At 72.1% G+C, this 17822-nt stretch carries 23 protein-coding genes; 12 read left to right on the top strand and 11 right to left on the bottom strand.

All coding sequences use genetic code 11. The annotated features are described in order from the left end of the window. Window positions 1-385 precede the first annotated feature (385 nt). Window positions 386-712 carry a GNAT family N-acetyltransferase gene (locus tag A6A27_RS47440; RefSeq protein ID WP_443189971.1) on the top strand — a complete coding sequence of 109 codons (327 nt, stop codon included), beginning with the start codon at window positions 386-388 and terminating at the stop codon, window positions 710-712. A 211-nt stretch (window positions 713-923) separates the two neighbouring features. Here A6A27_RS47440 and A6A27_RS14360 read toward each other — a convergent pair whose 3' ends face one another. From A6A27_RS14360 to A6A27_RS14335, 6 genes are all read right to left on the bottom strand, one after another. Next, window positions 924-1496 carry a TIGR03086 family metal-binding protein gene (locus tag A6A27_RS14360; RefSeq protein ID WP_073835090.1) on the bottom strand — a complete coding sequence of 191 codons (573 nt, stop codon included), beginning with the start codon at window positions 1494-1496 and terminating at the stop codon, window positions 924-926. After that, on the bottom strand, window positions 1483-1965 hold the full coding sequence (locus tag A6A27_RS14355) for an SRPBCC family protein (RefSeq protein ID WP_073835089.1): 483 nt from the start codon (window positions 1963-1965) through the stop codon (window positions 1483-1485). Before A6A27_RS14355 ends, A6A27_RS14360 begins: the two co-directional genes overlap by 14 nt. After that, window positions 1898-2293, bottom strand: a complete 396-nt coding sequence (locus A6A27_RS14350) for an ArsR/SmtB family transcription factor (RefSeq protein ID WP_073835088.1) — start codon at window positions 2291-2293, stop codon at window positions 1898-1900. The genes A6A27_RS14355 and A6A27_RS14350 overlap by 68 nt, the downstream gene beginning before the upstream one ends. Before the next feature lie 157 nt (window positions 2294-2450). Continuing rightward, window positions 2451-2942 carry a GNAT family N-acetyltransferase gene (locus A6A27_RS14345; protein ID WP_073835087.1) on the bottom strand — a complete coding sequence of 164 codons (492 nt, stop codon included), beginning with the start codon at window positions 2940-2942 and terminating at the stop codon, window positions 2451-2453. Window positions 2943-2982: 40 nt separating this feature from the next. Next, on the bottom strand, window positions 2983-3366 hold the full coding sequence (locus A6A27_RS14340; RefSeq protein ID WP_073835086.1) for a VOC family protein: 384 nt from the start codon (window positions 3364-3366) through the stop codon (window positions 2983-2985). Beyond that, the gene (locus tag A6A27_RS14335) at window positions 3363-3722 is read right to left on the bottom strand and encodes a DUF1801 domain-containing protein (RefSeq protein ID WP_073835085.1); all 360 of its coding nucleotides are present in this window, start codon (window positions 3720-3722) and stop codon (window positions 3363-3365) included. Before A6A27_RS14335 ends, A6A27_RS14340 begins: the two co-directional genes overlap by 4 nt. A 109-nt stretch (window positions 3723-3831) precedes the next feature. On the opposite strand from A6A27_RS14335, the gene A6A27_RS14330 reads away from it, so the two are divergent. The 3 genes from A6A27_RS14330 (at window position 3832) to A6A27_RS14320 (ending at window position 6892) form a co-directional block, all read left to right on the top strand. After that, window positions 3832-4725, top strand: coding sequence for a LysR family transcriptional regulator (locus tag A6A27_RS14330; protein WP_073835104.1), 894 nt, complete (start codon window positions 3832-3834; stop codon window positions 4723-4725). 174 nt (window positions 4726-4899) lie between these two features. Further along, window positions 4900-5955 (top strand): MerR family transcriptional regulator, encoded by a 1056-nt coding sequence (locus tag A6A27_RS14325; protein WP_073835084.1) that lies wholly within the window; start codon window positions 4900-4902, stop codon window positions 5953-5955. Window positions 5956-6013: 58 nt separating this feature from the next. Further along, window positions 6014-6892, top strand: coding sequence for an LLM class flavin-dependent oxidoreductase (locus A6A27_RS14320; RefSeq protein ID WP_073835083.1), 879 nt, complete (start codon window positions 6014-6016; stop codon window positions 6890-6892). A 12-nt stretch (window positions 6893-6904) separates the two neighbouring features. On the opposite strand, the gene A6A27_RS14315 is transcribed toward A6A27_RS14320, so the two are convergent. From A6A27_RS14315 to A6A27_RS14305, 3 genes are all read right to left on the bottom strand, one after another. Next, complete coding sequence (locus tag A6A27_RS14315) at window positions 6905-7339, bottom strand: ASCH domain-containing protein (RefSeq protein ID WP_073835082.1); 435 nt, start codon at window positions 7337-7339, stop codon at window positions 6905-6907. Between the two features lie 109 nt (window positions 7340-7448). Next, complete coding sequence (locus A6A27_RS14310; RefSeq protein ID WP_073835081.1) at window positions 7449-8468, bottom strand: questin oxidase family protein; 1020 nt, start codon at window positions 8466-8468, stop codon at window positions 7449-7451. Window positions 8469-8517: 49 nt separating this feature from the next. After that, window positions 8518-9066 carry a phosphoribosyltransferase gene (locus A6A27_RS14305; protein ID WP_073835080.1) on the bottom strand — a complete coding sequence of 183 codons (549 nt, stop codon included), beginning with the start codon at window positions 9064-9066 and terminating at the stop codon, window positions 8518-8520. 197 nt (window positions 9067-9263) lie between these two features. Between A6A27_RS14305 and A6A27_RS14300 the strand changes: the two genes are divergently transcribed. The 4 genes from A6A27_RS14300 to A6A27_RS14285 all read left to right on the top strand — a co-directional run bounded on the left by A6A27_RS14300 (window position 9264) and on the right by A6A27_RS14285 (window position 13632). Then, window positions 9264-9905, top strand: coding sequence for a septal ring lytic transglycosylase RlpA family protein (locus A6A27_RS14300; protein ID WP_073835079.1), 642 nt, complete (start codon window positions 9264-9266; stop codon window positions 9903-9905). A 100-nt stretch (window positions 9906-10005) separates the two neighbouring features. Continuing rightward, window positions 10006-11133, top strand: coding sequence for a PP2C family protein-serine/threonine phosphatase (locus A6A27_RS14295; RefSeq protein ID WP_073835078.1), 1128 nt, complete (start codon window positions 10006-10008; stop codon window positions 11131-11133). 199 nt (window positions 11134-11332) lie between these two features. Then, entirely contained in the window at window positions 11333-13189 is a 1857-nt protein-coding gene (locus A6A27_RS14290; RefSeq protein ID WP_073835077.1) for an acyl-CoA dehydrogenase, read from the top strand. Window positions 13190-13362: 173 nt separating this feature from the next. After that, window positions 13363-13632, top strand: coding sequence for a DUF6458 family protein (locus A6A27_RS14285; protein ID WP_073835076.1), 270 nt, complete (start codon window positions 13363-13365; stop codon window positions 13630-13632). 76 nt (window positions 13633-13708) lie between these two features. Here the strand turns inward: A6A27_RS14285 and A6A27_RS14280 are convergent, their stop codons facing one another. After that, window positions 13709-14245, bottom strand: coding sequence for a SixA phosphatase family protein (locus tag A6A27_RS14280; protein ID WP_073835075.1), 537 nt, complete (start codon window positions 14243-14245; stop codon window positions 13709-13711). Between the two features lie 115 nt (window positions 14246-14360). On the opposite strand from A6A27_RS14280, the gene A6A27_RS14275 reads away from it, so the two are divergent. Further along, window positions 14361-14648 carry a DUF6458 family protein gene (locus A6A27_RS14275; protein WP_073835074.1) on the top strand — a complete coding sequence of 96 codons (288 nt, stop codon included), beginning with the start codon at window positions 14361-14363 and terminating at the stop codon, window positions 14646-14648. Window positions 14649-14770: 122 nt separating this feature from the next. Here the strand turns inward: A6A27_RS14275 and trhA are convergent, their stop codons facing one another. Next, window positions 14771-15448, bottom strand: a complete 678-nt coding sequence (trhA, locus tag A6A27_RS14270; protein WP_073835073.1) for a PAQR family membrane homeostasis protein TrhA — start codon at window positions 15446-15448, stop codon at window positions 14771-14773. 107 nt (window positions 15449-15555) lie between these two features. Here trhA and A6A27_RS14265 point away from each other — a divergent pair, with 107 nt between their 5' ends. From A6A27_RS14265 to A6A27_RS14255, 3 genes are read left to right on the top strand one after another with little or no spacing between them, the layout of a single operon-like run. Further along, window positions 15556-16161, top strand: a complete 606-nt coding sequence (locus tag A6A27_RS14265) for a 5-oxoprolinase subunit B family protein (protein WP_073835072.1) — start codon at window positions 15556-15558, stop codon at window positions 16159-16161. Then, window positions 16158-17006 carry a biotin-dependent carboxyltransferase family protein gene (locus A6A27_RS14260; protein ID WP_073835071.1) on the top strand — a complete coding sequence of 283 codons (849 nt, stop codon included), beginning with the start codon at window positions 16158-16160 and terminating at the stop codon, window positions 17004-17006. Before A6A27_RS14265 ends, A6A27_RS14260 begins: the two co-directional genes overlap by 4 nt. Continuing rightward, window positions 16990-17739 (top strand): LamB/YcsF family protein, encoded by a 750-nt coding sequence (locus tag A6A27_RS14255; RefSeq protein WP_073835070.1) that lies wholly within the window; start codon window positions 16990-16992, stop codon window positions 17737-17739. Before A6A27_RS14260 ends, A6A27_RS14255 begins: the two co-directional genes overlap by 17 nt. Window positions 17740-17822: the final 83 nt, after the last annotated feature.

The raw sequence follows: 17822 nt of genomic DNA, 5'->3' as shown, positions 1-17822 counted from the left end.
CAGCAAGATCTCAAACGGCGGCTGCCGTACTAGAAGGACGCCAATAGCCACGGTCGGCCAAGGTTCCCGTCGCCGCAAGACGCGAATATAGGACGATGATCGTCACCACTTCACGCGCCCAACCGGACGACGGCGGGCATCGATCGCGTGCCCGATGCAGAGGTCAACACGAGCCGACACCGGCACGGTGCCGGCAATAGCCCGAACGCTCCGTGTTTTCCTACCGAGCGATGCCACGATGCGCCCCAGGTTCATGAGTTCTATAGAGCAAGGCGCGTGCTATGTAGCAGAAGATGACGGCATGCTAGTGGGCACGGTTACGGTTGATGACTACGCCGATCCGGAATTCTGGCAGCCGTAAGATCGGCCCGACACTGCGCTACATGTGCATCGAATGATCGTAGACCGCGCCAGTGCTGGCCGGAACATTGGCGGAGCGCTTTTGGATTGGGCGACCAAGGCCGCTGCATCAAAGGGCTGTCGATGGTTCAGGCTTGACGCCTGGCGAACGAATGAAGCCCTGCACCGCTACTACGAGAATTTGAGCATCGTGCACGGTAGCCCCGCCGAACGCCGCGTCGTAGCTTCTCCCTGCGCGGATGAAGATCGCACTCGATCCAGGAAGGATGCAGTCCGTGGGATGCGACGTACAGACCGGTCGTCCGCAACCCGGAATCCACTGATCGAAGGTGATTGTCAGCCGCCGCGTTGATCATCGATCGTTGGCGTCAGGAATCCCGCCGCCGAGGCGATGATCAGGAAAATTCCCGACAATGGAAGCCTGCTCAGCTGCGTTACCCGGACGGCGAGGGCCTAGCTAGGGAGATGCCTCCGCCCGCCGGGTCGGGCCATTAGCGGGCCATTACGCCTGGCCGCTTAGCCAGGGCCTTCGACGTTGTTCAGTCAGGTCAGGGGCGCCCGGTTCACCGCCCAGACCAGAACGGGTCCCGGCCGATGAAACCCATCAGTCTGGTCTGGGTATCCGCATCGCCGGGTACGTCGACCCGGGTGCCGAACTGGCCGGAGGAGCGGAGAACCTCCTCCATCTGCTCCATCTGGCCGAGGAGTTGAGCGCAGAAATCGGGGTCCAGCCGATCGTCCTGGCCGGTTGCCCTGGAGAGATCCCAGGTGTGCATGAACACGTCAGTCGTGTAGAACTGGTCGATCGCGTTCGCCAGCGGCATGTGGCCGATGTGCGGGTTGGTGAGTTTCCGGTGCGCCGTCTCCGGATCGTCCAGCACCGCCTGCACACCGTCGCAGTGAACCTGCCACGCGGCGACCGGGTTCTCGTCCACCGACGGTCCGTGGGGCAGTTCGATGCCGGCACCGGAGGCAAGAAAGCCGGAGCACCATTCGGTCAGGTGACGTACGACGTCGCGGGCGGCCCAGCCGGCGACCGGGGATGGCACGTCCCAGGACCGGGTACCGCGGACCCGGTCGGTGAAGAGCCCGGCAACCTGCCGGTGTCGCTCGGCTGGGCGGTCAGACAGCGTCATCGATCAGCATCCTGTCCAGCTTCGCGTAGCCCTCGTTGATACCGACCTCCATGCCGCTGCGCAGCCACGCATCGCGGCCTTCGAAGCTGTCGACCAGCGACTGCGTCCGCAGCCGCGTACGGCCGTCGCCCTGGTCCTCGAACCACAACGTCTCCAGCGCCACTCCGTCGGGATCGCCCTCGAAGGTGAAGGTCTGCACGATCCGGTCCGGCCGCACCTCATGGAAGCTGCCGTGGAACCGGTATTCGGTGCCGTCGCGTACCGAGACGTACCGCCAGCTGCCGCCGGTACACGCGTTCCAGTGCTCGATCCGGGTGGCCATGGCGTTGGGGCCGACCCACTGGGCGAACAGCGCGGGATCGGTGTGGGCGCGGAACAGTTGCTCGGGCGTTGCCGCGAAGTCACGAGTCGTCCGGATGACCGGCAGCCGCGGGTCGGCTTCGATGACTGCCTCCGTGATCCTGTTCATGCTCGTCTCTCTTCATCTCGGCGAGGACGGCGTCAAGGCGGCGGTAGCGCTGCTCGACGCGGCTCCGGTGGCGCTCGATCCAGGTGTCCATCAGGTCGAGGGCCTGAGCCTCCAGGCGCACCGGCCGGGGCTGCGGCCCTCGCGGTCGGCTGACGAGCCCGGCTTCCTCCAGCACCCGCAGGTGCTTGTAGACGGCCTGGAGCGTCATCCGGTACGGCTCGGCCAACTGGCTTACGGTCGCGTCGCTCTCGGAGAGCCGGGCGACCATGTCGCGCCGGGTCGGATCGGCGAGAGCGGCGAAGGCTCGGGACAGCGCGTCCGTGGTCATCCCCCCTCGGTTTCAACCCAATGGTTGAAAGGTAGATCGGAAGTCGCCCATCCGTCAACCCTGTGGTTGAAAGTGCTGCTCATCCTCCGTGTCAGCCAAGGCGACCCGCAGGCAGGCCGCGCCGGCCCGGCCCCGGCCCGCTGGCGGCCTCCGGCCCTCAGACGGGGGCGGTCAGGTCGCGGACGTGCCGGAGGCCGGGCTGGTCGCTGAGCAGCACCTCACCCGCCGGGACGAAGCCGGTACGCCGGAGCACCGCGAGCGACGCCGGGTTCGCCAGCGCGGCGGAGGCGACCAGCCGGCGCAGCCCGTACTCGTCGCGGGCCAGCTCGCAGACCTGGCGGACGCCGTCCTGCGCCACGCCCCGGCCGGTCGCTCGTTCGGCCACCCGGTAGCCCAGCTCGGCGCTGCCGTCGGCGACATCCACCAGGTTGAACCGCCCCAGCACGGTGTCGTCGTCGTCGACTAGGACATGGAACTGGCACCGGCCGGTGGCCTGCTCCGCGAGCAGCGCCGCGTGCCGGGCGGTGAACTCCCTGAAGTAGTCGTCGCCCCGGTCCGGCACGGTCCGCGCGAAGTACGCCCGGTTCTCCCGCTCGAAACGGAGCAGCGCGGGAGCATGGTGGACGTCGAGTCGCTGGAGTTGAGGCATCGCGCCACGCTAACGGACAGCCGTCCGCCGGCAACGACGGCTACTGCGGGTAGCAGCGCAGCTCGACGGTGTTGCCATCGGGGTCGCGTACGTAGATCGAGGTGCCGGTGCCCCGGGCGCCGAAGCGTGGCACCGGCCCGGTCAGCACGGTGAACGCGCCGGAGTCGAGCACCGCCGACCAGTCGACGGGTTCCACCACCAGGCAGATGTGGTCGACGTTCGACCCGGTCGGCTCACCGCTTACCAGGTCGATGATCGTCTCGGGGCTGACGCGTGCCGAGGGGAAGGGCACCTCACCGGCCCGCCAGCGGTCGACCCGTACCGGCGCCAGGCCGAGGGTGCCGCAGTAGAAGTCGAGCGAGCGTTCCACGTCCGCGACCGTGAGGACCAGGTGGTCGAAGGCCGTCACCCGCACCGCGCTCACTGCGCCTCCTCCAGGGCGTACGCCTGCCGGAGCCAGCCGGCGAACAGGTCCGGGTCGATCTCGTCAATGGTCCGGAGCTTGACCGAGGCCATTCGCCGCGCGCCCGGCGTGAGCCGGCCGGAGGCGTCCGCCACGTCCTGCCCCCGCCACAGCCCGAAGGTGACGTACGACGGGTACGCCTTGACCAGGCAGACCGGCGTCTTCCCCGGCCGGTCGCCGAGGCCCCAGACCGGGTGGCCGTGCCACATCGCGCCGCTGGCCTCGGGCAGCGCGGCGTCGATGACGGTACGGAGCTTTTCGGCGGTCTCGCGCAGCGGGGCGTCGAGGCCAGCCAGGTAGTCGGTGACGGCGTCCATCGGGATCCTTTCCTCGAAGGGTCGCCCTCTACCCTCGTCCGGACGGCGCCGCCGACCAAGCCGCGATCGGACTACGATCGTTGACCCGGATTCAACGATGGGAGTGGGTGTGCTGGAGCGGTACGAGATCGAGACGTTCCTGACCCTGGCCGAGGAGCTGCACTTCGGGCGTACCGCCGAGCGGCTGCGGGTGACCACGGGGCGGATCAGTCACGTGATCCGGAAGCTGGAACGTCGGATCGGCGCGCCACTCTTCGAGCGCACCAGCCGGGTCGTCCGGCTCACCCCGATCGGCGCCCGCCTCGCCGAGGAACTGCGCCCGCTGGTGGCCGGCATGGAGGACGCCGTCCGGCGGGCCGTCGAGGCCGGGCGTGGCCTCTCCGGCGAGCTGCGGGTGGCCTTCGTCGGCGAGTCGACTGCGCCGGTGCTGCTGCGTGCCGTCAGCCTCTTCACCGAGCGTCACCCGGAGTGCGTGGTGCACGTCCACGAGGCGCCGCTGGCCACCACCCGGTCGAGCCTGCGGGACGGCACGGTCGACGTGCTCATCGCGTCGTACCCCTTTGACGGCATGGCGAACGGCCCGGCGCTGCTCCGCGAGCAGCGGGTGTTGGCGGTGGCCGCGGACCATCCGCTGGCCGGCGAGGAGTCGGTGTCGCTGGAGGTGCTGGCCGAGCATCCGGTAATTCAGTATCCGGCGGTGACCTCCGCCGAGTTCAAACGGGACCGCACCCTGGAGCGCACCCCGTCCGGCCGCCCGGTGCCGAAGGGGCCGGTGGGCGACACGTTCTCCGAGATGCTGTCCCTGGTCGCGATGGGCCGGGGGGTGCTGCCGGTGGGTGCGGAGACCTGCCGCTACTATCCCCGGCCGGATCTGGCGTACGTGCCGATCCGCGACGCGCCGCCGATCCGCCGCGGGCCGGTGTGGCGGGAGAGCAACACCACGGCCCGGGTACGCGAGTTCGTCCGCGCCGCGGTCGACGCCAACCCCGCGTCCGGCGACTGACGGTATCGGACCCGGCTGGCACCAGGCCCGCTGTGCGGGCCGAGATCCGGGCGCTGGTCGAGGCGCTGACGCCCGGCGACGAGCTGGCCGAACTCACTACTTGACCTTGCCCTTGCGGCAAGCCCGAGCGTGGTCCGTGCCGGTCGCCGGGACCGGCACGAGGAGGATGCGTCCGTGGAGCTGCTGACCATCGGGGCGTTCGCCCGCGCGGCGCGGCTGACGCCGAAGGCGTTGCGGCTCTACGACGAACTGGGGCTGCTGCCGCCCGCCGCCGTCGACCCGCACTCGGGATACCGCTACTACGCGCCGGCCCAGCTCGACCGGGCCCGGCTGATCGCCGCGCTGCGCCGGGCCGGGATGCCGCTCGCGGACATCCGGGCCGTCTGCGGCCTGCGACCCGACGCGGCGGCCGGGGCGGTCGACGCCTGGTGGCGCCGGGTCAGCGCCGACACCGCAGCCCGCGGACGCGTCGTCGCGCTCCTCGTCGACCAGCTCTCCGAGAGGGGCACCACCATGTCCGAACCCACCCTCCGGTACGCCGTCCGCTGCGAAACGGGCGCGGTCCGGGACTCCAACGAGGACACCGCGTACGCCGGTCCGGCCCTGCTCGCCGTGGCGGACGGCATGCGCGGCCCGGGCGGGGCCGCCGCCAGCGCCGCCGCCGTGGACGCGCTCCGGCCGCTGGAACTCTGCGCCGCGCCGGCCGCCGAACTGCTCGCCACGCTGGCCGACGCGGTGGCCGCAGCCGACCGCACGGTACGTGCCTCCGCCACCGACGGGCACCAGCCGGGCACCACGCTCACCGCGATCCTGCGGCGCGGCTCACAGCTCGCCCTGGTGCACGTCGGGGACACCCGGGCGTACCTGCTGCGCGGGGGCGAGCTGGTCCGGCTGACCCAGGACCACACGTACGTGCAGTCGCTGGTCGACCAGGGCCGGCTCAGCCCGGCCGAGGCCGCCGCACACCCGCAGCGGGCCCTGCTGGTTCGGGCACTGGGGACGGGTGCGCAGGTCGAGGCCGACCTGGCGCTGCGGACCGCGATTGCCGGTGACCGGTACCTGCTCTGCTCCGACGGGCTCTCCGCGGTGGTCGCCCCGGAGGCGCTGCACGCCGCGCTCGCCGGGGCGGACGGCCCGGAGAGCGCCGTCGGGCGCCTGGTCGACCTCGCGTACGCGGCGGGCGCGCCGGACAACGTCGCCTGCGTGGTCGCCGACGTGGTGACGGCGTAGTACGGACCGGGCCGGCCGGTCCGCTCGGTCCGGCCGGCCAGGCCGTACCCTGGCGATCATGCGGATTGGCATCGTGATCCTGCCGGACCAGCGCTGGTCGGAGTCCCAGCGGCGCTGGCGGCAGGCGGACGAGTGGGGCTTCGACCACGCCTGGACGTATGACCACCTGGGCTGGCGGGATCTGGTCGACGGTCCCTGGTTCGACTCGATGACCACGCTGACCGCCGCCGCGACGGTGACCTCCCGGATCCGCCTGGGCACCCTGGTCGCCTCGCCGAACTTCCGGCACCCGGCGGCGTTCGCCCGGCAGGTGACCACCGTGGACGACGTCTCCGGCGGCCGGCTGCTGCTCGGCATCGGCGCGGGCGGCATCGGGTTCGACGCCACCGTGCTCGGCGGGGAGACCCTGCCGCCCCGGCAGCGGGTCGACCGGTTCGCCGAGTTCACCGAGCTGCTGGACCTGATCCTGCGGGAGGACGGCACCACCTGGCGGGGCGAGTGGTTCGCCGCCGTGGACGCGCGGAACAATCCCGGCTGCGTCCAGCAGCCCCGGGTGCCGTTCGTGGTCGCCGCGAACGGGCCACGGTCGATGCGCCTGGTCGCCCGGTTCGGGCAGGGGTGGGTGACCACCGGGCTCGGCGGTGACGACCTGGAGAGCTGGTGGTCGTCGGTCGCGGACCTCGCCGGCCGGATGGACGAGGCCCTGGAACGGGCCGGCCGGGACCTGGCCAGCCTGGACCGCTACCTGTCGCTGGACTCGGCGCCGGTCTTCTCGCTCCGCAGCGCGGACTTCTTCGCCGAGCAGGTCGCGCGGGCCGGCCGGTTGGGCTTCACCGACGTGGTGACGCACTGGCCGCGGGCCAGCAGTTGGTACGCCGGTGACGAGGCGGTGCTGGTGGAGGCGGCCGGCCTGCTGCCCGAGCTGCGCCGGGTCTGATCCCCGCGGGGGTCAGGTGCCCAGGTCGCCGGCGCTGATGCCGCCGTCCCCGGCGGACACCAGCCGGAACCGGATGCAGACCACCTGGGAGTGGTCGTCGACCGCGAAGCCCTCCCGGGCCCAGTAGCGGCGGTGCCCCTCCCGCCACTCCTCGATCGACCGGTCACCCTCCCCTTCGGAGCGGGCGAAATCCCAGGACACGTCGGCGAAGCGGACCACCTCCACGCCGGTGACCTCGACGAGGCCGACCAGCGCGTCGTGGTCGTCGACCAGGACCAGCCGTTCACCGACGTGCTCCAGCTCCTCGTTCTCGTCGGCGTACTCGCTGGTCAGCAGGCCGGCGGTGGCGGTCTTCACGCCGGCCAGCACGAGGGTGTTGAGGTTGGCGCGCATCTCGCCGGGCGTGCCGAGGGCGAGCGTGCGAAGTCCACCGATGCGGGGCCACATCCTGCCGAGGCTACTGGCGGCACGGCGGCCCGTCGCGGGATTTCGTCCGCCCCACGCCTCGACGCCAGCCTGGGACAGGGCGGGCCCTGCACCGTCGTCGAGGGCTTCGTCAGATGAGCTGACCGGCGTAGCCGGCCGCCACGAGGACCCGGGCGTCGCCGGTCGCCGCGTGTGCGTCCAGCACCGCGTCGGCCAGCTTCACCACGTGTGCGTCGCCGTGCCGGGCCGCCCGGGCGAACACCTCCGCCGGCCCTACCGGCGTGACCGCCGGTGGGGCGGCCGCCGCCGGTGGGGCGTACACCGAGGTCACGGCGGCCGTGGCCGACCAGGCCGCGGCGACGCTCGGCGCCCAGAGCGCCGGATCCAGAGCCGGCAGGGTACGCAGCACCGCGGTCGGCGCGGTCACCGCGTGCACCAGCATCACCGGGTTGCCGTGTCCGAACCGGAGGTAGTCCAGGCCCGCCCGGTGCACCAGCTCGGTGAGGGTCCGCTCGGCCTCCGCCGGGCCGTCCGGCGGGCGCAGCGCCGCCACCGCCCCGGGCCAGTCCGGTACGTCGGGCAGCCGGCTCAGCCGTTCCCGGATGCCGCCGCTCTGCTCGGGGATCCGGGGCACCCCGGCCAGCGCCGCCACCACGCCGGACCGGCCGGTGAGCGGGCCGGCCCCGGGCACCGGCTGCCAGCGTGCGGCCCAGTAGCCGAGCGCCTGGCCCAGCTCGGCCAGCCGTTCCCGGTTCACCCCGTCGGCGTGCAGCACCCGCACCGCGTGCCCGACCCGGATCACGCCGTGGGTGGCGCCCGCCGCGATGCCCGGCAGCAGCCGCGGCCACCAGGTGCCCAGCACCTCTCGCCAGGGGCGTTCACGCACCTCTCGGTCGAAGTGGGCGAGCCAGTCGCCGGCCCGCTTCGGGTCGCCGAGCGCGGTCCGCCAGTCGTCGATCGGCCGCAGTCCGCGGGGCCGCTCGTCCAGCTGGCGCAGGTAGTTGTCCAGCCAGCGGTGCACCCGCGCGCCGTGCCCGTGCCGGACCATCGCCTCGACCGCCATCGGGCCGTGGTTGGAGAGCCAGCCCTCGAACTCCGGGCCGGTGCGGTGCAGCCGTTGGTACGCCTCGTCCAGGATGCCGTCGTCCATGTGGCGATCCTCGACGTTGAACCGTGCTTGAGGTCAAGACCGCTGTCGCTCAGCGCAGCTGGTCCGGGCTGAGCAGCGTACGCAGCCGGAGCCGCTCGGCCACCTGCGGCGGGCAGGTCGCCACGACCGCGGCAGCGCCGACCGGCTCGGCCCCGCTGTCCCGGACCACCCGCTGGAGCGCGTCGAGCTGGGCGCCGGTGGCCACCCAGTCGTCGACGAGCAGCACCTGGTCACCGGGGCCGAGGCGGCGCGCGTTCACGCCGATCCGCAGTCGCCGGCCCCGGTAGTCCGGTGGCGTCTCGGCCCAGCGCATCGGGCCGACCCGCCGCCGCCCGCCGTCCTGCTTGTACGCCGGCAGGAAGCCGGCGCCGGCGGCCACCGCCACCAGCGGGCCGAGCAGCAGCCCGGTCACCTCGGGGGCGACCACGACGGTGGGCCGGGCGTCCGGGAACAGGCCGGCCAGGGCCGGTCCGATGCCGGCCAGCACCACCGGATCCCGCCACCAGCCGGAGATGTCGCTGACCAGGTGACTGCTGTCCGGACTGGGGTCGACCCAGCGGAACAGCTCGACGAGGCGATGGCTCAGCACGCCTCTCATCCTCGGGCACCGACGCCAGACGATGCGGCACCGGCCCCGGCCAGCGGCCCTTCCTCCGTTCGGATGAGGAATGTTCACACGAGCGGATAGACGTATCGGGGTAAATGCGGGCATAGCACCATGATCACGTTGACTTCGGAAGTACTTCTCTCGTTACGGTCCGAGCCGGTTTGCTCCGCTGACGAAAGGACCGCGCGGTGGCTGGTAGGCATCTCCGTACCCGCAAGCTCTCCTCACCCGCCGGCATCGCCGCCACCGCGGCCGTCGGCGTGCTGCTCGCCGTCGGCGGCACCGTCGGCGCGGTGCGGCTCACCTCGGGCGAGCCCGCGGCCGGGCCCGCCGTCGCCGAGGCCCTGCCCAGCGCCGTCGTCCCCACGACGTCGTCCCCGAGCGCGTCCGCCTCGCCGAGTGCCTCCGTATCGCTGAGCCTCAGCCCGTCGCCGAAGGCCACCCCCAGCCCGAAGGCGACCCGTACCAAGGCGGCCTCCCGGAGCCTGACCCGGACCGCGAGCCCGAAGCCCACCGCGAAGAAGACCACCCCCGCGCCGAAGGTGGTCGACAGCGGCTCCTGCGGAGCGTCCTTCTACGACGAGGGCCAGATGACCGCGAACGGCGAGACGTTCAACCCGAACGCCATGACCGCCGCGCACAAGACCCTGCCGTTCGACACCAAGGTGCGGGTGACCAACCCGGCCAACGGCAAGTCCGTGGTCGTCCGGATCAACGACCGCGGCCCGTTCATCGCCGGCCGGTGCCTGGACCTGTCCCGCGCCGCCTTCGCGGCCATCGCCTCGACCGACCTCGGTGAGGTGTCCGTCCGGTACGAAATCCTCGGCTGACCGGGTGACCGACGGCGATCGTGCCGCCGGAGCGGTCCGGCCGGGCAGAATACCGTCGGACGACGGGTCAGGTTCATTCACCCGTTCACCTCCATCAGGCATGCTGTCCGATGTACGCACGCAACCCTTCCAGTCGGGCCCCCGCCCGCTGAGCCCCGGATCCCGCGCCGGCCTCGGCGCGGCCCTCGGGCTGCTCGCAATCGTCTCCGCCGTGGAACTGGCGGACGGCCGGACTGCGCACTTCCTCGCGCTGATGGCCGCCGCCCCGTTCCTCGCCGCCGCGCTGGCCTCCTGGCGGGTGGTGCTCGGGGCGGGCATCCTCGGCACGGCGATCGGTGGGTCCTTCGCCCTCGCCGATCCGGCCATGTCCCTGGTCACCGCGGTCAACGTCGCGGGCATCGCGCTGGCCACCGCGATCGCCACCGCCGTGGCGGCGGCCCGCCAGCGCCAGTCGGAGCGGATCGCCGAACTGTCCCGGCTCGCCTCGGTCGCCCAGCAGGCGGTGCTCCGGCCGCTCGGTCCACAGGTGGGCACCCTCGCGGTCGCCGCCCGGTATATCTCCTCCACGGCCACCGCGGTGATCGGTGGCGATCTGTACGAGGTGATGGACACCCCGTACGGCGTCCGCATGATCATCGGCGACGTCCGTGGCAAGGGGCTGGACGCGGTCCGGCTGGCCAGCATCGTCCTCGGCTCCTACCGGCACGTGGCGTACGAGCGGGCGGACCTGCGCGCCGTGGTGACCGATCTGGATCGGGCGGTGGCCCGCAACGTGGGCGACGAGGACTTCGTCACCGCCGCGCTGGTCGAGGAGCGGGGCGGCACGCTCACCATCGTCAACTGCGGACACCCGCCACCGCTGCTGCTGCGCGGAGGCGCGGTGATCCCGCTCGAACCCCCCGCGCCCGCGCCCCCGCTCGGCTTCATGCCGGTGGTCCGACCCCGGGTGGAACGGCTCGAACCGGGCGACCGGCTGCTGCTCTTCACCGACGGGCTGGGCGAGGCCCGCCGGGACGGCGAGTTCTTCCCGACCGCCGACCGGGCGTGGCGGCTGCTCGGCCACGGCACGGTGGCCGACGGCCTGGCCTCGCTGGAGACCGCCCTGGTCGAGTGGGTGCACGGCCGGCTCGACGACGACATCGCGCTGGTCTTGATGGAATACGCCGGCCCGGCCAGCGGCGCGAAGGCGCCCGTGCCGAGCTGGGAGGTCGGCGCGGCGGAGAGCTGACGGTCCAGCGAGCGCATCCTTGTTGGCCGACGGGCTGCTCGTGCTGGTCGCGGCCGCACTGCTGCGCGAGTGGCCGCAGGCTGAACCGGGGGTGTGTAATCGCCGTCACTTCGGTGATCGGCTTGTCGCTGGCTACCGGTGAGTAATAGAGTCTCAGTTACTGATCGGTAATATCTGTCCGGAAGCGGGGCCAGCGAGCATGACCCACTACAAGAGCAACCTTCGGGACCTCGAGTTCAACCTGTTCGAGGTCTTCGGGGCGGACCGGACGTTCGGCCAGGAGCCCTACACGGACCTGGACGTCGACACCGCCCGCAGCTTCCTCTCCGAGGTCGACCGCCTGGCCCGCGAGGACCTGGCCGCCAGCTACACGGACAGTGACCGCAAGCCGCCGGTCTTCGACCCCGCGACGCACACCGCGCCGCTGCCGGAGTCGTTCAAGAAGTCGTACCAGGCGTTCATGGACTCGGAATTCTGGCGCCTGGACCTCCCCGAGGCCCTCGGCGGCACCAACGCCCCGCGCGCGCTCTGGTGGTCGCTCGCCGAGCTGGTGCTCGGCGCCAACGCCCCGATCTGGATGTACGCCTCCGGCCCGTCCTTCGCGCACGTGCTGCACGTCGAGGGCACCGAGCAGCAGCGGAAGTGGGCCAGACTCTTCATCGAGAAGCAGTGGGGCTCGACCATGGTGCTCACCGAGCCGGACGCCGGCTCGGACGTGGGGGCTGGCCGCACCCGGGCCATCCCGCAGCCGGACGGCTCGTGGCACATCGAGGGCGTCAAGCGCTTCATCACCTCGGGTGAGCACGACCTCTCCGACAACATCGTCCACTACGTGCTGGCCCGCCCAGTCGGCGTGGAGGGCGTCGGCGGTCCCGGCACCAAGGGCCTCTCCCTCTTCGTCGTGCCGAAGTACCACTTCGACGAGGAGACCGGCGAGCTGGGCGAGCGCAACGGCGTCTTCGCCACCAACGTCGAGCACAAGATGGGCCTGAAGGTCTCCAACACCTGCGAGATGACCTTCGGCGAGCACGGCGTTCCGGCCAAGGGCTGGCTGCTGGGCGACAAGCACGACGGCATCCGGCAGATGTTCATGATCATCGAGTACGCGCGGATGATGGTCGGCACCAAGGCGATCGCCACCCTCTCCACCGGCTACCTGAACGCGCTGGAGTACGCCAAGAACCGGGTGCAGGGCGCCGACCTGACCCGGTCGACCGACAAGAGCGCCCCGCGGGTGACCATCACCCAGCACCCGGACGTGCGCCGCTCGCTGCTGCTGCAGAAGTCGTACGCCGAGGGTCTGCGGGCGCTGGTCTGCTACACGGCCGGCTGGCAGGACAAGGTCGCCATCGCCGAGGCGGCCGGCGACGAGCAGGCCACCAAGCTGGCCAAGCGGGTCAACGACCTGCTCCTGCCGCTGGTCAAGGGCGTCGGCTCGGAGCGGGCGTACGAGCTGCTCGGGCACGAGTCGCTGCAGACCTTCGGTGGCTCGGGCTTCCTCCAGGACTACCCACTGGAGCAGTACGTCCGGGACGCCAAGATCGACACCCTCTACGAGGGCACCACGGCGATCCAGAGCCTCGACCTGATCTTCCGGAAGATCGTCCGGGACAACGGCAAGGCCCTGCTGGCGGTCGCCGGTGAGATCCAGGAGTTCATCACCTCCGAGGCCGGCAACGGCCAGCTCAAGGAGGAGCGGCAGGCGCTCGGCAAGGCGCTCGCCGAGATCCAGCACATCCTCGGCGTGCTGACCGGCTGGCTGGGCGAGGCCCAGGGCGGCGACGCGCGGGCCCTCTACAAGGTCGGCCTGAGCAGCCGCCGGTTCCTGCTGGCGATCGGCGACCTGGTGGTCGGCTGGCTGCTGCAGAAGCAGGCCGACGTGGCCTTGAAGGCGCTGGGTGACGAGGTCTCCGCCGCCGACAAGGCGTTCTACACCGGCAAGGTGGCCGCCGCCCGGTTCTTCGCCCGCGAGGTGCTGCCCCGCATCGGCGCCGACCGGCGGATCATCGAGGGCGCCGACCTGGAGATCATGGACCTCCCGGAGGAGGCGTTCTGATCCCCCGTGGGGTGATCCGACCGGTTCGACGGCGGCGGCCGGTGAGCGGACAGCTCGCCGGCCGCCGCCGTTTGTTTCGCCGCCCGCCCGGTAGGCCGGCCGCCTGACGGGTAACCATCGCGGACCACGACAGGACACGCCCAAGAGCCATCGCACGGGGGAGTGCAGCGCACATGGGCATTGGAAGCGGAATCTTTCTCATCGCCGTCGGTGCGATCCTGACCTTCGCCATCCGGGCCAACGTCTGGTGGATCGACCTGCGTGCGGTCGGTTGGGTGCTGATCCTGGCCGGGCTGGCCGTCCTGCTCACCACGCTTTGGTTCTGGCAGGACCGGCGCAAGCGGGCCCGCACGCTGATCGTGGAGGAGAACCGGCTCTCCCACCCGACCGCGATGATGCCCCCGCCACCCGATCCGCCGCCGCCCACGGCGCCGCCGTCCTGATCTCAGGCGTACGGAACCAGTGCTGAGAGGGCCCCTTCTTCATCCGAGGCGTGAAGAAGGGGCCCTTCGCCGTGCGTCAGCCGCGGGCGGTGTGCCGGGCGGTGATGGGTGCGCCGCCCGGTCCCAGGTTCGTCCAGCTGGTGGTCGGGCGGTGCGCCACCAGATCGGTGGTACGCAGCCCGTCCGGATCCGCCCGCTCCGGGTCGAGTAGTGCCGAGAGCAGCGAGATGCCCGGGTTGTGGGCGATCAGCAGGACCGTGCCGATCTCCGGCGGGACCGCCCGGACCAGGGTCAGCAGATCCTCCGGCTGCCCCTCGTACGCGGTCGCCGCGTAGCGCACCGCCGGCGCCGGGCCCGCCGGTCCGCCCTCCGGCGGGGAGCCCGTCATGCCCAGCGCCACCCCGTGCCAGGTCTGGCGGGTACGCCGGGCCGTGGAGCAGATCACCACGTCGGGGAGAAGGGCGTGCCGGGCCAGCCAGGCTCCGGCCGCCGCGGCGTCGGCGTGCCCCCGCGCGGTCAGCGGGCGTTCCGCGTCCGGGACGTCCTGGGACTGTTCGGCCTTGGCGTGCCGGAGCAGCACCAACGTGCGCTCCTGGTTCCTGCCCTCCGTCATGCGCTCAGCTTGCCTGATTCGCGATCGGACCGCCTGGGTAAGTCGATGGGTGCCGCTACCTCAGCCATGGCCGCGGCGGTAGGAAACGCCAGCAGAACGCCAAGGAGGCGACGTCATGGGCATCGGTGCCAGCATCTTCCTCATCGCGCTGGGCGCGATCTTCGCGTTCGCCATCGACGCCAACCTGGGATGGCTCAACCTGAACGTCGTGGGCTGGGTGCTCATGCTCGCCGGTGTCGTCGGGCTGCTCATCACGCTCTACTTCTGGAACAACCGCCGCCGTACGGTGGTCGCCCGGCCGGTGCGCGAGCGGGTTGTCGCCGAGCCCGTCGTGCCGGTGCAGGACGACCGGGTCGTGCGGGAGGAGTACCGCGAGGTGCGCCGCCCGGGCTACCCGGCCTGAGCCATTCCGAGACCGCCGAGGGCTCCGCGCCGCGCCGGTGCGGGGCCCTCGCACGTTTCCAGGGCCGCCCGGAGCGGCTCGGTGTGCTGGTGTCGGATCCGCCGGCGGCCGGACCACCGCGCTCAGGCGAACAGGGCGAAGTAGATCGCGATGTGGTGGCAGATCGCCGCGACCAGGGTGCAGGCGTGGAAGAACTCGTGGTGGCCGAAGACGGTCGGCCACGGGTTCGGCCGGCGCAGCGCGTAGAAGACCGCGCCGACGCTGTAGATGGCGCCGCCGACGATCAGCAGCACCAGGGCGGTGATCCCGCCGGCGTGCAGAATCTGCGGCAGCATCACCACCGCGACCCAACCGAGCGCGAGGTAGAGCGGCGCGGAGACCCAGCGCGGGGCGTGCGGCCAGATCATCTTGAGCGCCACCCCGAACAGCGCTCCGCCCCACACCAGGGCGAGCATGATCTCGGCCGGACGTCGGTCGAGCAACAGCGCGCAGAACGGGGTGTACGTGCCGGCGATGAAAACGAAGATCATCGAGTGGTCCATCCGGCGCATGATCTGGTAGCCGCGCTCGGACCACACTCGCCGGTGGTAGAGGGCGCTGGTGCCGAAGAGGCCGCACACCGTCAGGCTGTAGATCAGGCAGCTCACCAGGGGTGCCCAGCCGGGACGGGCGGCCGCGATGGAGCAGAGCACGATGCCGCAGACAAGCGCGACGAAGAACGCGTAGGTGTGCAGCCAGCCGCGCATCCGGGGTTTACCGATGTCGACCGGCTTGAGCCGAAGCGGTGCGGAGGTGGTCACGCCATTAGGTTACGGCACCGTAGGTTACCTACAAGTAGTGCGTACCGTCCCGCCTCCTGAACGGCCGGCGGACCCCGATGGACGGATCGAACCGCGAGGATGACGGGATGCGGATCAGACCCGTCGGCGCCCACGCCCTGCTGCTCGACTGCGACGACCCCGACCAGGTCCAGGCGTGGCGGGCCGAGCTGTGGCGCCGGCGGGCGGCAGGTGAACTCAGCGCCGTCGAGATCGTCCCCGCGGCGGCCACGGTGCTGCTCGACGGCGTACCGGACCCGCAGGCGGCCGCCGCGCGGATCGCCGGGTGGACCCCGCGGGCCGACGCCGTCCCGGCCGCCGCCGCCGAGGTCGAGGTCCCCACGGTGTACGACGGGGCCGACCTGCCCACCGTCGCCGGGCACTGGGGCGTCGACGTGCCCGCCGTGGTGGACCGGCTCCGGCGTACCGACTTCCGGGTGGCGTTCTGCGGGTTCGCGCCCGGGTTCGCGTACCTGACCGGGCTGCCGGCGGAGCTGGCCGTGCCCCGGCTGGCCACCCCGCGTACCCGGGTGCCGGCCGGGTCGATCGCGCTGGCCGGCCCGTACGCCGGGATCTACCCGACCGCCTCGCCCGGCGGCTGGCTGCTGGTCGGGCGGACCGACCTGGTGCTCTTCGACGTGCACGCCGACCCGCCGGCCCGGCTCACCCCCGGCACCCGGGTCCGGCTCGCATGATCGAGGTGCTTCGGGCCGGTGCCCTCACCACCGTGCAGGACCAGGGCCGGCCCGGGTACGCCCACCTCGGCGTGCCCCGCTCCGGCGCGCTCGACCCGGCCGCACTGCGCCTGGCCAACCGGCTCGTCGGCAACCCGGAGACCGCCGCCGGACTGGAGATCACCCTGACCGGCTGCGCGCTCCGCGTCACCCGGGCCGTCACCGTGGCGCTCACCGGCGCCGAGGTGGACGTCCACGCCGACCGGAGGGCGGGCGACCTGGGCCGGCCGCTGTCGCTGCCCGCCGGGGCGGTGCTGCGGATCGGTCCCGCCCGCGCCGGGCTGCGTACCTGGCTGGCCGTGTCCGGCGGGATCGACGTGCCGCCGGTGCTGGGCAGCCGCGCCACCGACACGCTCGCCGGCCTCGGCCCGCCCCCGGTACGCGACGGCGACCGGCTGCCCCTCGGCCGGCCCGCCGGTCACCCCGCCCCGGTGGACGTCATCGCCGGCCCGCCCCTCCCCGACGAGGTGCGGCTGGCCGTCCGCCCCGGGCCGCGGCACGACTGGTTCGCCCCGGCCGCCCTCGACCTGCTGTTCACCACCCCGTACGCGATCAGTCCGGCGAGCAACCGGGTCGGCGCGCGACTGATCGGCGCGGCGCTGCCCCGCGCGCTGCCCGGCGAACTGCCCAGCGAGGGCCTCGTCCTCGGCGCGGTGCAGGTGCCGCCCGACGGCCAACCCCTGATCTTCCTGGCCGACCACCCGACCACCGGCGGCTACCCGGTGATCGGGGTGGTGGACGACGTGACACCGCTCGCACAGGCCCGCCCAGGGACTACGGTGACGTTCCATGGACCTCAACGCTGACCTCGGCGAGGGATTCGGCATCTGGCGGCTCGGTGACGACGAGGCGCTGCTGGACCTGGTCACCTCCGCCAACGTCGCCTGCGGCTTCCACGGTGGCGACCCGTCCACGATGCACCGGGTCTGCGCCGCCGCCGCCGACCGCGGGGTCGCGGTCGGCGCCCAGGTCGGCTACCGGGACCTCGCCGGCTTCGGCCGGCGGCACATCGCGTACGACTTCGCCGAGCTGCACGACGAGACGATCTACCAGCTCGGCGCGCTGGACGCCTTCTGCAAGCTGTTCCGCACCCGGGTGCGCTACCTCAAGCCGCACGGCGCGCTCTACCACGCGGCGGCCTGCGACGAGGCTCAGGCGGCCGCGCTCGTCGCCGCCGTCAGCCGGTACGACCACGAGCTGCCGCTGCTCTGCCCGCCCGGTTCGGTGCTCGCCCAGCTCGCCGTCGGTGCGGGCCTGCGCGTGGTGGCCGAGGGCTTCGCCGACCGCAACTACCTGCCCAACGGCTCGCTGGTGCCCCGGACCGCCGCGAACGCGCTGGTCGCCGATCCGGAGGAGGCGGCCACCCGGGCGGTCCGAATGGCCACCGAGCGGACCGTGGTCGCGGTCGACGGCAGCGTCGTCCCGTGTGTGGTCGAGTCGATCTGCCTGCACGGGGACACCCCCGGCGCGGTGCGCTGCGCCGAGCTGGTCCGGGCCGCCCTCATCGACGCCGGGGTGCCCCTCCGCCCATTCGCCTGACCCCCGTCGCCCGTCGCCCGCGTCAAGATTCGCGCAACGTCAGGGAAAGAGTCCCCTCAGCACGCGAGGAGGCGACAGTTTCC

The sequence above is a fragment of the Micromonospora sp. CB01531 genome (assembly GCF_001905095.1).
GTDB lineage: Bacteria > Actinomycetota > Actinomycetes > Mycobacteriales > Micromonosporaceae > Micromonospora.
Note: the sequence above shows the minus strand (reverse complement) of the source record. Positions and strands in the feature narration are given on the sequence as shown.